This window comes from Prevotella micans F0438, from assembly GCF_000243035.1.
GTDB lineage: Bacteria > Bacteroidota > Bacteroidia > Bacteroidales > Bacteroidaceae > Prevotella > Prevotella micans.
The window spans coordinates 37,024-52,133 of sequence record NZ_JH594523.1; the positions used below are offsets into that span (position 1 = coordinate 37,024).

The following is a 15,110-nucleotide window of genomic DNA, read 5'->3' on the forward strand; positions in this document are numbered from 1 at the left end:
ACACACACACACACACACACACACACACACACACACACACACACAGGCCAGACCTATTAATTAGCTTTTTCATACGCGCGCGCGAAGCGTGCCGTAAATCCATTATACACGGAGATTCCGGAAGGATTCTCCATGCCGTTTTTCGTACTCTTTCCGCAACCGATATAAGAGAAAATAAGGAAAGAGTTTATCCGCAAAACCCGCACGATTTCCGTGTGGCGAATACTCCCATTTCAGTAAATAAAAACTCCCGCTCGGCCAGTAGGCCGCATGTAGGGACAGACCCCGTGTCTGTCCGCCTCACTTCGGTTCTGCGAACCGAAGCAATATTATTGGTCGAAATGTCCGAGCGATTGCGTATTTATCCGGGCCTGGCGCCCGATGGGTGCGGACAGCAAATCACCCCTCGGGGTCTGTCCCTACATGCGGGCTGGGCCCGAATTGGCACAGATGTCGGACAGCAAACCATCCCTTCACCCCTTGCCACGATGACAAATAATGTAATCACGAAATAAAAATCATTATCCGTATGAACAAAAAAGAATTTACGAGGGGCGTTTATGTCCAGCCCCGTATCGAGACAATCTCATTGCAACATGAGTTCCACTTGCTCGTGCCTAGCGAGATTAAGCCCAAACCCGGAGGCCCCGAAGTGCACGACCCCGACGAGGACAACGATGAAGAGATTGAATTTGAATAACAAGAAACAGCAAACAACAATGAAACAAGTAATGAAGACTTATTATCGCTCGGCCGTCGCGCTCCTCGGCATGATAGCCGTGCTATCGTTCGGAGCCTGTGCCGACGACGAGATTGTAAATAACCGCCAGGGCGTGAAAGACGGTTTGGGCTTTTCAGTAAGCGATATTCAGGATGCCCCCGAAGACCAGACTCGTACGCTCAACGATAATCCCGAAGACTATGCCGTTCATAGCATCGACTTCACCGAGGAAGCCGGCAACGCCTGCTTGCAGGAAACCACCGTGCCGGGCGTGAACCCCGTAAAGCGCACCCCTGCCACCCGCTCCGACTTTCAAAACTCCATCGGTGCCCCGTTCGGTGCCTTTGCCTGCAAGAACGGCAGCGGCAAGCCCGACTTCTTCTACAACGAAAAGGTGGCTGCCAACGGTACGATGGTGTCGCCCAAGGTATGGACGAGCGATGAGAGCACTTTGCAGTTCTATGCCGTCTATCCATACATTGATGGTAGCAATCCCAATTTGCAATTAGTTCAGCCATTGGCGGGCGAGCTACCCAGCGTAGACTTTACCACGCCTACTGACATAGCAAACCAGATAGACCTCATGACAGCCTCCACGCAAGACATTACATACACTAGCACCGGCGGCGGCTCACACGTTGTTCCGCTCACGTTCTACCACTCCTTGACCGCCATCCGTTTCGGCGTAGGCTCGAACCTTTCGTGGGCCAAGACCATCAAGAGCGTAGAGTTCCAAGGCGTTTACAGCAAAGGCCGCTACGACATAAAGACCAAGACGTGGAGCAACCAAAGCGCCACACAGAACTACAAGCTCGACAACATCGGTGTATCCACCAGCGAAGCCGTAAATAACGTCATCCTTAAAGACGGTCATACGTTCCTTATGGTTCCCCAGACCCTCCCCGCCGGTGCCAAGATAGTCGTAACGTTTAGCGATGGCAACAGCATTACCGCCAAGATAGAAGGCAAGAAATGGAAGCCCGGCACCACCAAGACGTATATGATAACCGAAAAGAACAGCAACTGGAACTACATTATTCAAGCCACCAGTCCTACGGCTGTTGCCTATGATGCAACGCAAACCGGCAACTACGGCATCACCAGCTACCGACAAGTAGGTTCGGAAAAGCAGCCCGTAAAATGGCGAGTGGTGAAATATCAAGAGAGCACCGACGGCGGTGCCACATGGAGCGCGGAGAGCGACACCAAGCCCGCCTGGCTCACCAGCCTAACTCTCACCCAGGGCGACGGCAGTACAGCTGCCCAAACCGGTACGGGCACGCTCAAACCGGATTATACCGACCAGATGGCCGCATACAATAACGTGCTGAAAACCGCACAGGGAAAAGGCTCTATCGGCAACTATTACGACCTATCCACCCACGACTACAAGGGCAATGCGACCACCCGCAATACCGCCAATTCTTACCTGATCTCTGCTCCCGGCTATTACAAGATTCCATTGGTTTACGGTAATGCCATCACGGGCGGCAGTCCTAATCCTCACGCTTATACCAGTAATGCGGCACCGGGTAATTCCGATGTCTTGTATCATTTCAAGGATCACGCCAATATCGACATTGATAATCCTTGGATTACTCAAACCAACGGCGGTGCAAACGTTCCCGATGGTGCCAAGATTGTATGGACCGACCAGAGCGGCATTGTCGAAGCCAGCAGTCTCGGCATCGAGGGTAGCGGCACGAATGCCTTCGTCCACTTCCGTGTACCCCAGGACAAGATTAAGAACGGCAACGCTGTCATTGCTGTTACCAAGGGAGGCGTGGTCGTATGGTCGTGGCATCTGTGGTTCGACCACGACGACGTATTGAACACCATCCCGATAGTAAACCATCAGAACGTTACCTACAAATTCACCAAGCGTACCTTAGGTTATGTCGAAAAGCGTGAGAGAACCTCCTACACCCAGCCCCGTAAGGTGCGCCTAAAGGTGGAGCAGATCACTGCCAACTGCGGTACGAAGCAGTTTGGCTACATCGAAATCACGCAGAATAACTACAGCGTCTCCCAAGGGTTTTCCACGCTCTACCAGTGGGGCCGTAAGGATCCAATGCCTGGTACAAACACAATTCCCGAAGGTGCATTTACACAGGATGCCGGTGACAATATGTCCATACAAAATTGTATCCAGCATCCAGAGAACTTCTATACTTGGGGCACAGGTTGGTATGGGTCTGGCGGCTACAACCTTCTCAACTTCTGGTCGATGGACAACACAACAACAGGTGCAAATGATAGTCCTGTCGTAAAGACCATCTATGATCCTTGTCCTGCCGGCTTCAAGATACCGGCATCCAATGCTTTCACTGGTTTTACCACCACGGGTCAGGACACGAGCAACCTGAACGAGTTCAATGTTGAGGGGGCTTGGAATGCTGGGTGGAACTTCAAGTCTAGGGTTGGTACCAATACCGTCTTCTTCCCTGCTTTGGGCTATCGCCTCCACAGTAACGGTTCGTTGTACTACGTGGGCGTCCACGGTCTGTATTGGTCGGCCGTCCCGGGTAATCCGCTAGTCGGTTGCGGCCTGTATTTTGACTCCTCGAAACGTATGAATCCGTGGGGCCAAGACCGTCACGCATGCGCTTTCGCTGTACGTCCCGTGGCAGAGTAAACAAAGTGAAAATAGGAACAACGAACACACAAAAAAGATAGAAAGATGAAATACAAACCCTATCACCTATCGGCAAAACCCGCCCCGAAGCATTACGCCACCATCAGCCGCCGCGAGCAAATGACCTCCGATGACGCTGGCGATTCAGACGCCACGAGTAAATGACCTCCGGCGATGCTGGCGATTCAGACGCCGCGAGCAAATAAACTCCGGCGATGCTGGCGATTCAGACGCCACGAGTAAATGTCCTCCAGCGACGTCGGCGATTCAGACACCGGCATATTCATAACAACTTAAATCCATACCATTATGACAAAATCAAAGAAAATTGTGCGGCCCAACGCGTCGCGCTTCGACAACGCCCACCACACGGAGTACCATCGCGCGCTATACGATGCCGTGGAAGAAGTAGACAAACAGAAACTGCACGTGACAGACGAGATGCTCAAAACATGGCGTGCAGCCATCGACACGGAGGAGGAAATCAACCGCGAAACGGCTGCCTCCATCTATACGCAACAGCTCGTGGAAAAAGACCGAGAGCGCGACACGGTGCTCTCGTTCATCCTCGGCACCATCAACGTGAATCGGTACTCGACCGTGAAAAACATGCGCGAGGCATCTCGCGTACTGACCCTGGTACTGAAGCCCTATCGCGGCATTCAGGAAGAGGGTTTTACGGCAGAAACGGCGCACGTGGTAGGCATGCTGCACGATTTAGACAAACAGTCGGCCGAGGTAACGCTGCTCGGGCTCGACACATCGGTAGAGCAGCTGCGCACGCTGAACACAGACTACGAGAAACTGCTCAAACAACGCCGCACGAGTGAGATGGCCTCGGCATTACCCCCATCGAAAGTGGCACGCCCGAAAACCGACGGGGCGTGGGACATTATCGCCGACCAAATCTACGCCTCGTATCTCTTGACTGCCACCGATGCCGACCGCGACCTCATCGCGAAACTCATCGCTGACGTCAACAAAATCTCCGCCGACTTCAAGGAGATTCACAACATGACGATAGCGCAACGCGCCGCGGCCGAAAAGAAGAAAAAAGGCGGCGGAGATAAAAAGCCCTCCGACCCGAAGAAACCTTCCGACCCGAAAAAGCCCGACGATGGCAAAAAGCCTGGCGGCGGCGATACCCCGAAACCCGGTAGAGAAGAAGACCCCGGCGAAGACCAGGTATAGGAGCAAAGTGGAGATGATTCCCTCTCGTCATTATTACCCTCTCCCGCTTTAGAGAATTCCCCTCCCTCCCCCTTATACCCCTCTTGCTTTAAGAGGCTCCTCACCTCTCCTAGTTAGAGGAAGAAAAGAAATATCGTTTATATAATCATTCAGACCTGCATCCGTCACGACGACGCGTGCAGGTCGACTCTTTTTTATATAATCCCCAAAATCTTCCTTTGATGTGTTTGCAACCTAACAGATGCCAAGTCGGCATGTAGGGACAGACCCCGTGTCTGTCCGATACCCATACCGATGCCCACACCAATTCGGTCTGCCGACCGCATAACAATATTTCGCACCTGTTCTGTGATTTGGTATTTATTATGCCGTCCTTGTTGGACGGGGAACGGACAGACACGGGGTCTGTCCCTACATGCGGCCTACATGCCGACTTGACATCTGTTAGGTTGGTGGGCAATTATCTTGTATCGAACTCGCTTTCTTTTCTAACAGACTTAAACCGTAAAAGCATACAGTAGGACACCTTTTAACACTTAAATTGAAACTTATGCCTATATTTGCGAGCATCATTAACTCAAACAGTCAAGACATATCTTTCTTATTCATTTTATAAATCATTTTATTTATGAGAAATCTATTATTCCTTACGCAACTGATTGCTGTGTTATTCATCGCACCGTTGCAACTTAATGCTCAGCCTTATCCTAAGGCATCTTATCAACTCGAAGACGACGGTAGAACTCTTGCTAAATGGCTCGGCTCGGAGTCTGTGCTCAACTTAACGGCCGACCCCGCATTTGCGACTGTTGAGAAAATAGGCGAAAAAGCTTTTGCAGCTTGTAGGAGTTTGAAAAAAGTGACGCTTCCCGGAAAAACTTCATCTGTCGAGGCCGAGGCTTTCTCGGAATGTGACGAACTCTCGGAAATTTCTTGGAACGATGCGCTTGTGTCGATTGGCAACGATGCTTTCTTTGCTTGTAAGAAACTAAAGAGAGTCGATCTGAAATCGGTTCAAAACATCGGCAATACAGCTTTTAGCGGCTGCGCTTCGCTGGAGGAGGTGTTCATTCCAAAGAGCGTTGAAGAACTGGGCTATGCGGTATTCTATAACTGCAGGTCGATAAAGTCTTTTAGCGTTGACAAGGAGAATGAGTCTTTGGCTTCGTATAAAGACGTGCTGTTCGACCGGAATATGAGCTATCTGTTGGCTTATCCGAGAGGCAATGCAAGAACGGTTTTCACCGTCCCGCCAACTGTTACGATAATTGCCGGGAGAGCCTTCGATAACTGTTCGCAATTGCAAGAACTGACTCTTTCGCCGCGCATCACAATGATTGGTAAAAATGCCTTATTCAATTGTTCGGGATTGCAGAAAATCAGTATTCGCTCGTCAATAACGCCCGAATTGCAAGGCGACGCTCCGCTGAACGGAATCGATTTGGCAAACTGTAAACTCTATGTTCCCGAAGGTGCGATAGAAACTTATCGGGAGGCCGAGGTTTGGAAAAATTTCGTTCACGTAGAGCCGTTCCCCGCAATAACCGGTATCCCCGAAGACAGCTATCTGCTCGACGAGAACGGAACGACACTGCTTCGCTGGCTGGGAGGCGAAACGGAAATCGACATGGGCGCCGATCCTAAGCTGTCGGAAGTGGAAGTAATAGGCGCTGAAGCATTCAGTGTGCGCGGCGAACATCTAACACCCAATATGGCCCTGTTGAGTTTAAAAACGTCGCCCCGGTTGCGCAAGATTGAATCGGTTGGCGTGTGGTGTATTTCATTGCAGGAGATTGAACTCACCGAAGGTCTTGAAGAACTTGAAACAGCCGCATTCTCAGGTGGAATGTTCGTAAGAGAAATTAAACTGCCCGCATCACTTAAGAAGGTTGCCGGCGTTCCGTTCTATAATTTCTATGAGCTGACAACCTTGGATTTAGCTGAGGAAAGCGAAACGTTTACCCTGATGGACGACATGCTGGTCGAAAAAGGCACAAACCGACTAATCTTCACGCCGCAACACCGCAATAGATTCACGATACAAATTCCGAATGGAGTGAAGATTATCGGAGAGGACGCTTTCTCCGATAATAATTTCATTCGGAAGGTCATAGTTCCTGAAGGAGTCACCACTCTGGAAAAGACCTGCTTCCTGGGTTGCGATTGGCTAATGAATGTTGATTTACCCTCAAGCTTAACAACCATAGATTTCCGTGCCTTTGCCCGTTCGCAGTTGCTCGACAGCGTGATTGTACGCGCAACAACTCCTCCCGCATTGGTAATAGGTTCGGAAGGGCAGACTCCTTTCGACCGCATCGGCGACGAAGCCGTTCTGTGGGTGCCGCAAGTAGCACTGGAAGCCTATCGCGCCAACGAAACTTGGAGCAACGCTTTCACCGATATTCGTCCTTTGGAGAATCTTCCATCATCGGTTAATCGCCCCACCGACGGAAAGGAAAACATAACGCTAGCCAACCACGTGCTTAACGTCCGGGCCACCGGAAAAATAAGCGTCTTCAACAGTGCCGGCGTCAGGTTGGGCAGCGGAGTAAACAACCTAAGCGTTGCTCTTCCACAATCGGGCGGAATCTATTTACTAAACATCGACGGTCGTGTCATCAAGATTCTCAACAAATAAATCGCCTGACCAGGAGCTAACATAACATAATTGAATCCCGAAAGTTCAACAATGTTCTTTCGGGGTTTATTCTCTCTATTACGTACCTTTGCGGCATTATCGTTATCTTAAACTTTAAACTTAACAGAAGAAAAATGAGACTGAAACATGTATTTCTAGTTGCCTTTCTTTTTGTTGCCGGAATCGCATCCGCACAAATCGGACCGATTCCCGTTAACAAAAACGTAAGACAAGGTAAGCTCAGCAATGGTCTGACTTACTACATCCTCCACAACGAGTGGCCCGAAAATGTTGCTAACTTCTACATCGCACAGCGCGTGGGCTCAATTCAGGAGAACGACGACCAACGCGGACTGGCCCACTTCCTGGAGCACATGGCCTTCAACGGTTCGGAGCATTTCCCGGATTCAACGCTCCTTGAATTTACCCGCTCGCTCGGAGTGGAATTCGGAAGCAATCTGAATGCTTTCACCGGCGTTGAACAAACGGTTTATCGCGTGTGCGACGTTCCGACGAAGAGACAATCGGCCCTCGATTCGTGCTTACTCATCATGAAAGACTGGTCGAATGGTCTGACGCTCGCCGATAAGGAAATCGACAAGGAGCGCGGTGTGATTCACCAGGAATGGCAGTTGCATCAGGGTCCGGTTATGCGCATCTATGAACGTATATTGCCGAAAATCTATCCCAACTCGAAATATGGCTATCGTTTGCCTATTGGCTTGATGAGCATCGTGGATAACTTCAAATATCAGGTTCTACGCGACTATTACAAGAAATGGTATCGTCCCGACAACCAGTGTATCATCGTTGTTGGAGATGTGGACGTTGACCATATCGAAGACCAAATCAAGAAACTTTGGAGTGGCGTAACAGTTCCGGCTAATGCAGCTCAGGTTGTCGAGGAACAGGTTCCCGACACGAAGGAAGCTATCTATGTTTCCGATAAAGACAAAGAGATGCAGTACAGCTCGGTTGACATCTACATGAAACACGACGCCATGCCAAAGGAGGCTAAGGCCGACCAGAGCTACTACATCGACCAGTATGCCAAAAGAGTTATTTCTATGATGCTCAATCTGCGTCTCCGTGAAATGTCGCAGAAACCTGATTGTCCGTTCACCATGGCTTATGGCTATGACGGAAACTTCATGCTCTCGAGCACAAAGGACGCTTTCCAAATCAGTGGACAAGCTAAGGAAGGAAAAGACCTTGAAACTCTGGCAGCTCTCTATCGCGAGGCTCTACGGGTTTATCAATACGGATTCACTCCTGCCGAATTCGACCGTACAAAAGCCGAGATTCTTTCGCAACTGGAGTCTGAATACACCAACCGCAACAAGATTAAGAACGACCAATATGGCGACGAACTCCGTGACCATTTCCTCGAAAACGAGCCTATCCCAAGCAAGGAAGATGAATACAAAATCTTGAAACAGTTCATCGAAATGCCGGCTCTCAACGTTGAGGTTATAAACACATTCGCCAAAGAGCAGCTCATCTCCGACAAAGACAGCAACCTTGTTGCTCTCATCTTCGCTCAGGAGAAACCCGACAAGGTTTATGTAACCGAAGAGCAAATGGCCGAAACAATTGCTAAAGTGCGGTCAGAAAAGCTTGAACCTTATGTTGACAACACAAAGAACGAACCGCTACTCGACGAAACTAAACTGCCGAAAGCCGGCCGCATCGTTCGTGAAAAGGAGAGCCCAATTCTAGGCTTCAAAGAACTCACATTGAGCAATGGCGCTCGCGTGATTCTGAAGAAAACCGATTTCAAAGAGAACGAAATCCTGTTCCAGGCCATGGCCAAAGGCGGCTCGGGTTCGTACGGCAAAGACGATTACAGCAACCTGCAACTTTTCAATCCCATCATCGGCACAAGCGGACTGGGCAACTTCTCGCATCAAGAACTCACCAAAGCTCTCTATGGCAAACAGGTTTCTGTAGACCTCGGCCTTGGCAGTTACTATCAATTCTTAAGCGGTAGCTCTGTTCCGAAAGACATCGAAACGATGCTGCAGCTCGTTTACCTACACTTCACAGCCGTTAGCAAGGACATGGAGGCCTACAACGCAATGATGGCACAGTTCGAGCTTGCTCTCAAGAACAAAGACCTGTCGCCCGAAAGCGTTTACAGCGACTCGCTCACCGTAGCTCTCTACAACAACGACCCGCGCCACGCACCGGTTACCGTAAACACACTGAAGGAAATAGATTACGACCGCATCTTGCAGATATGGAAAGAACGTTTCGCCAACCCCGGACAATTCGTATACTATTTCGTTGGAAACTTCGACGAAGCAACCCTGCGCCCGCTAATCGAGAAATACATAGGTTGCCTGCCGCGTGGGAAAGCCGAAAACTGGGTTGAAACTCCAGGCTATGCCAAAGGAAACGTTATGAAGAAGTTCAAACGCGTGATGGAAACACCGAAATCGATAGCCTTCGACTTCCGTCATCAGATGCTGCCCTACACTCTCGAGAATTCTGTACTGGCCGACGCTGCCGGACAAGTACTATCGATGGTTTATCTCAAAACCATCCGCGAAGATGCCAGCGCAGCCTACTCTGTTAACGCTTCCGGCGGATTAACTCGCCGCGGCGGCAAGAGCATCGCAACTCTTCAGGTTTATTGCCCGATGGACCCCACAAAGGCTGATCTCGCTCTGCAACTGCTCAGCAAAGGTATGAAAGACAACACCATCAAGGTAGACGCCGACAAGGTGCAGAAGGTGAAAGATTTCATGCTCAAACAAGCCGACCAGGATGCAAAGAGCAACAATCACTGGATAGACATCATCGATGAATATATTTGGACTGGCGTTGATTTCCAAACCAAATATAAAGACACCGTTAAGGGCGTCACTCCTAAAAAGATTGCCAACTTCCTCAAGGCGCTCTCCGCAACTGGAAACCGCATTCAGGTTGTGATGTTACCCACAAAATAGAGTTTGATTTTCATCGACTATATTGAATTTTTTATAGTCGTCCCCGAGAGCTTGAGAGAGTTCTCGGGGATTTTATTTTTATTCCTACTGCCCCGGAAATAAATTATGAGGGGGAAGAACCACTAGCGTAACCCAAAATAAATTATTACAGAGTAGTGAAACATAAGGAAGGTTACGTGTAAGTTTTATATAAATTACGCGAGTCCGGTTTGATAGAGAGTCCCGCTCGGGCGGAACGACCGTATGTAGGGACAGACCTCGCGTCTGTCCGCACCCGGACGACAGGACGAAATATGTTATACGGTTGGCAGAGGGGCGGACGCGACCGGATGAAATATTGTTATGCGGTCGGTAGACCGAGTTGGCATGGAGGCGGAACAGACACAGGGTCTGTCCCTACATACGGGCCTTCCGCCCGAATTGGCATCCGTTGTTCTACACCCAGTGATAGAAAAACAAAAATGATTTTCGGCCACAGACACTCTGTGATAGAAAAACAAAAATGATTTTCGACCGCAGACACTCTGCGATGGAAAAACAAAAATGATTTCTGGCCGCTGGCACTCTGTGATGAAAAAACAAAAATGATTTTCGACCGCAGACACTCTGTGATGAAAAAACAAAAATGATTTCTGGCCGCAGACACTCTGTGACGGAAAAACAAAAATGATTTTCGGCCGCTGGCACTCTGTGATGAAAAAACAAAAATGATTTTCGACCGCAGACACTCTGTGATAGAAAAACAAAAATGATTTCTGGCCGCAGACACTCTGTGATAGACCGTCCTGTTGTCCGGACGGGGTGTTTGTTCCGTAATGACGGATGGACAATGCGACACTGACAAGCGACATCGCCCTATTCGTTATAGAATAAAAAAACAAGGGTGCGTCTTTCGACACACCCTCATCCTAAATAATCTTTTTAAATATTTCAATAACCCTGTGTTCCCTAGTTTCCTTTGGGCATAGAGAGACAGCCGTATTTCTTCGGCGTGTCGTGCTGAATAATAATCTTCTGCGAATTGAAGTAAACGCTATAGGCATTGTCATTAGTATTATCCGGGTCGCAATCCCATAGCCAGTAGCGACCTTCCTTTCCAACGTTACTCAATGCGCCGTCTACCCACCAGCCTAGCGCCGGAAGTGCAAAATAGCCTGAAACATTATGTACGCCTGTTTTTACAGTCTTTTCATGGCCTGACGATGGAGAAGCACCACTCCAATCATTACCATCGTAGGCAGTAGCATGACCTTTGATTATCTTCGGAATCCAAAGCAAACCCTTGAAAAGATGTCCATCTATTGTATAAGTCGTTTCATTATCCCAATAGCAATCTTGAGTAAGGATATATGAAGCATCATTGGGTTTAGGCACATCAGAGGTATAGTCTACCGTACCAGACTGCACTTCATAATAATCCTTCTCGTACCAACGCGTGTCGGTATCTAGTTTTGGCCACACATCATTAGGAGCTGCCGGAGCTGCGATAGAACCAACACCGCCCGTGATTACCCAATTATGCGGAGTGGGCAACGGAGATGACGGCATCCAATAGTAGTCTTTAGCGCCCCACATATGATAGGTTTCGAAGTTCTGACCGAAGTCAGGAATATCAAGCGAGAAGTATAAAGGCAGATTCTTCCCTTCCTCGAGTTTCATCTTCGCATAGTTTCTTTTAATACCAAAGACAGTGCCCGATACAGGGTCTAAGATTTTTATCTCAACCTGAACATTGGTGTATTCACCAGGGAAGGCAACCATCACAGCTGCTTTCTTACGAGCATCTGCTCTATTGGCGGCTATCGATAGACCATTGGAGATTTCCAAACGGATATATTTATTCAGAGAGTTACTCGGACGAGTTGTTAGGTCGATTCCTGCTTCGCTAAACGGACGAGTTCCATTTATACCCTGGTCGGCAGTAATCTTCACCTGACTTATATAAGTGTTCTTCATCTCGCCTTTCAGGTTATACACCATAAACGAAATATAGGACGCTTTGTGGCCGGCTTGATAACTCTGTCCTCTATAAGTATAGCCACCATTAGGATTGAAATAATAATTTATATATGGATAAAACCATGAACCATCCGGCTTCTTTAAGCTAATAGTGTGCCATCCACTAGCATAACCTATAAAACAATCGCCATTTTCACCCAACTGATCAGCAAAGCCGGCATCTCCGGTTTGCTTTTGAATATTCTTTATCCTTACCTGGTTAGGATTATTACTGCCACCCACATAACGTAAAGCATACGTATAATTCTGATTGGTCAACGGAATATCCTCATAATAGAAAGAAGCTTTCTTTATTATCTTATCATTTCCTGCATCCTTTTCTATTGGGGTCATATACTTGGCCGCCTTCCAATTCACCGGAGCATTTTGGGGAGAGCCAAGGTCAACGAAGAAATACTTATAGTCGTTAGCAGTCCAAACGAAGTCGAGTTTTGTTGCATCTTCGACACCTCCTGTACGACTTTTTGTCTCTTCATTTCCAAGACCACCGGTAAACAACACCTTGGGAAGTTCTTGCTCCTGTCCTTCTTTATCTTTACCGTTGTCCACGATATTATCGCTACCGCAGCCATACAGTCCAAAGACTGCTATGGCGCACAAAGCGAATGCTGAAACCGTTTTATTTCTTATTTGAAACATATTACTCAAAGTTTATATTGCTATTAATTATAAGTAAACTGCTCTCCTGGCCAAGTTTGATATCCTTTCGTACGATAGTTCTCACTATCATAATCATTTTCTATATGTATTCCGGCACTTGAGTTATTTGTATAAGGATTTGATAACTGTATCCTTAAATATGCGGCATAGATTTTACTGTTTGCGTGACCAACACCATACCCAGCATATCCCGTACTAGACCAAAAATAGCTATATCCATAACTAGTAGATTGAAGCATTTTTAATTGTCCATTTTCATAATAACCTAACGGAACTACATAGAAATAATTACCTCGTTGAGCTTCTGGTACATCACTCCAATCTGAAGGAGTTCTACTCTCAGAAGTATAACCAGCACTTACATCATTGCCTCCTTGTATCTTTTGAGACATATCCGGAACAGATACACCATAGTTATCAGCAATAACACTAGCCTTTAAGAACCATATACGTCCTGTAAACAAATGTCCATCATAGGTAAACGGTTCCGGATCCCAGCGCGGGTCTCCTTTGGTCACATACCAATGTAACAGATTAATTGTTGGAGCATCTGCATCTTTACTACCAGCAGGAGCATCCTTAGGCCCTGCTAAAGCAGCAGCATCTACATTACTAAAATAGCGCAATTGACCCGTTGAGGGATAGTTTATTTGGGCGGGAACTCCTAATGGCCCCCAATTGTGAGAAGCGGGGAAAGTACTATTCCAATAATTGTCCTGTGCACCCCACATATGATAAAGACCAAATTGTGAGCTATAGTCCTTACAAGTTAGCGCTGAATATATAGGAAGATTCTTTCCTGGATTTAATGTTAGGGTAGGAATACTTTTGGTGAATATGGCACTCGATTGAACTACCGGATCATATACCGTATATTCTATCTTTACATTGGTGTAGGTTCCCGGGGCTAGTACCATGATAGCACCATTGGTTTTTGCCGCATTCTTACTACTAGGAATTCCATAATTAGCAGTGATTGTACCACTATTATCTTTGGCACACTGTACCTGGATATATTTCTGTCCACCAGTAGGCCACTGAGATTGGTCTATACCATTATCATTAAATTTAAAATATTGACTAGTATTTCCCATAAATTGGTCAGATGAGATACGGATTCTCCATAGCTTACAATTTACAAGAACCTTATGGCTTTCGTCAGTAACAGCTCCACCGGCATAGGGCATAAAAGTTATAAAAGATGCACTGTGTTTTAGAGTAAAGTCATAATAAAGACCATTATCTTCGGCTATAGCTGTACCACAGTCACCATAAGCACGCAGTTTATTTGCCTGTCCCGGAACTAATTGTTCTTGGTCAGAATAGAAATAAGCTTGATTACCACTGACATAATTACCGTATCTAATCTTATAAGTCTCTTGATCTAAGGCTAACCCTCCTAAAGACCATGAAGCTGAAGTTATACGATTTTGCGCATCTCTAGTCAACACATCGCGTGTATAAAATGAACGCCAGTTATTTGTTTTAGTATCCCAAAGATATAATGTAGGAGAATCCTTATCTTCTTCCTCATCCCAATAGAACCGGATACCGGTTTTATGAGTCAGCGGGTCTAACTCTCCATAAACTCCAAGAGTACGTGAGCCATTGCTTTCGCGCATTGCAGTGGAATCGATAAAACCTCTAAACTGTTTGCCTTTCGCTTCGGGTTTCTCTGTGCCGCCATTGTCGGGATTCACAGGATCTACCGGCGAGTTTTCACCGGAGCAGCCGTATAAGCCTAGCGCCAAGACAAATGACGCAAGGACGGTTAAGTATTTACTTTTTCCCATTGAATTAATTTTTTTAATCGTTTAAATTCCTAACAGGAAAGCATCCTAGAGATCATCCTCCCAGACGCTCCCCCATTGCTTACCGTTGTTTACTTCGTTATCGTCTTCGGCCACACCGGCGCCTCCGCCACCTTGATTATAGGCGCCTCCGCCACTGTTTTGAGCGGAGCCGGGAGTGTTTTCGCCTCGAATAGAGGCGTCAAGAAGATAACTTTCATAGTCAACCCGACAAACTGTGATGGCGGGCTTGACATATTCAGCCAATTGTTCTGTTTCTTTCATCGTTTATATAATCACTATTTTAATTATAGACTTTATCGTCACAGAAATATTTACCCGAGTAAAAGGGGCGCTAGGCGGGTAAATCGTACAAAGAAATCTATTCGGCGCTTCCGAATAGATTTAAGGTTCAAACTAAATAATGCCTCTTAGGAAACTCGTATTTAAGTTATCGTGACATTAATTTTTACTTTCTTGATTTTGATACACTTGTTCTATTGTA

8 protein-coding genes are annotated in these 15,110 nt (G+C 47.3%); 5 read left to right on the top strand and 3 right to left on the bottom strand.

All coding sequences use genetic code 11. The annotated features are described in order from the left end of the window. Positions 1-529 precede the first annotated feature (529 nt). From HMPREF9140_RS10605 to HMPREF9140_RS08000, 5 genes are all read left to right on the top strand, one after another. Entirely contained in the window at positions 530-700 is a 171-nt protein-coding gene (locus tag HMPREF9140_RS10605; RefSeq protein ID WP_006951396.1) for a hypothetical protein, read from the top strand. A gap of 31 nt (positions 701-731) precedes the next feature. Next, positions 732-3,356, top strand: coding sequence for a fimbrillin family protein (locus tag HMPREF9140_RS07985; RefSeq protein WP_006953184.1), 2,625 nt, complete (start codon positions 732-734; stop codon positions 3,354-3,356). 309 nt (positions 3,357-3,665) lie between these two features. Next, complete coding sequence (locus tag HMPREF9140_RS07990; protein ID WP_006953186.1) at positions 3,666-4,547, top strand: DUF6261 family protein; 882 nt, start codon at positions 3,666-3,668, stop codon at positions 4,545-4,547. A 628-nt stretch (positions 4,548-5,175) separates the two neighbouring features. Then, positions 5,176-7,185, top strand: coding sequence for a leucine-rich repeat domain-containing protein (locus HMPREF9140_RS07995; RefSeq protein ID WP_006953187.1), 2,010 nt, complete (start codon positions 5,176-5,178; stop codon positions 7,183-7,185). 134 nt (positions 7,186-7,319) lie between these two features. Then, on the top strand, positions 7,320-10,136 hold the full coding sequence (locus HMPREF9140_RS08000) for a M16 family metallopeptidase (protein ID WP_006953188.1): 2,817 nt from the start codon (positions 7,320-7,322) through the stop codon (positions 10,134-10,136). 948 nt (positions 10,137-11,084) lie between these two features. Here HMPREF9140_RS08000 and HMPREF9140_RS08005 read toward each other — a convergent pair. Genes HMPREF9140_RS08005 through HMPREF9140_RS08015 form a run of 3 tightly spaced genes read right to left on the bottom strand, consistent with a single transcriptional unit; the run spans position 11,085 to position 14,890 of the window. Further along, a complete protein-coding gene (locus HMPREF9140_RS08005) occupies positions 11,085-12,794 on the bottom strand; it encodes a hypothetical protein (RefSeq protein ID WP_006953190.1) in 1,710 nt (569 codons plus the stop codon). Positions 12,795-12,817: 23 nt separating this feature from the next. Next, positions 12,818-14,608, bottom strand: coding sequence for a hypothetical protein (locus tag HMPREF9140_RS08010; RefSeq protein ID WP_006953191.1), 1,791 nt, complete (start codon positions 14,606-14,608; stop codon positions 12,818-12,820). A gap of 45 nt (positions 14,609-14,653) precedes the next feature. After that, positions 14,654-14,890 carry a hypothetical protein gene (locus HMPREF9140_RS08015; protein WP_006953192.1) on the bottom strand — a complete coding sequence of 79 codons (237 nt, stop codon included), beginning with the start codon at positions 14,888-14,890 and terminating at the stop codon, positions 14,654-14,656. Between the last annotated feature and the right edge of the window lie 220 nt (positions 14,891-15,110).

Bases quoted from the DNA above. Each gene is read 5' to 3' on its own strand.
- HMPREF9140_RS08000 (WP_006953188.1), top strand. From the start codon at position 7,320: ATGAGACTGAAACATGTATTTCTAGTTGCCTTTCTTTTTGTTGCCGGA.
- HMPREF9140_RS07990 (WP_006953186.1), top strand. From the start codon at position 3,666: ATGACAAAATCAAAGAAAATTGTGCGGCCCAACGCGTCGCGCTTCGAC.
- HMPREF9140_RS07995 (WP_006953187.1), top strand. From the start codon at position 5,176: ATGAGAAATCTATTATTCCTTACGCAACTGATTGCTGTGTTATTCATC.
- HMPREF9140_RS10605 (WP_006951396.1), top strand. From the start codon at position 530: ATGAACAAAAAAGAATTTACGAGGGGCGTTTATGTCCAGCCCCGTATC.
- HMPREF9140_RS08005 (WP_006953190.1), bottom strand. From the start codon at position 12,794: ATGTTTCAAATAAGAAATAAAACGGTTTCAGCATTCGCTTTGTGCGCC.
- HMPREF9140_RS07985 (WP_006953184.1), top strand. From the start codon at position 732: ATGAAGACTTATTATCGCTCGGCCGTCGCGCTCCTCGGCATGATAGCC.
- HMPREF9140_RS08015 (WP_006953192.1), bottom strand. From the start codon at position 14,890: ATGAAAGAAACAGAACAATTGGCTGAATATGTCAAGCCCGCCATCACA.
- HMPREF9140_RS08010 (WP_006953191.1), bottom strand. From the start codon at position 14,608: ATGGGAAAAAGTAAATACTTAACCGTCCTTGCGTCATTTGTCTTGGCG.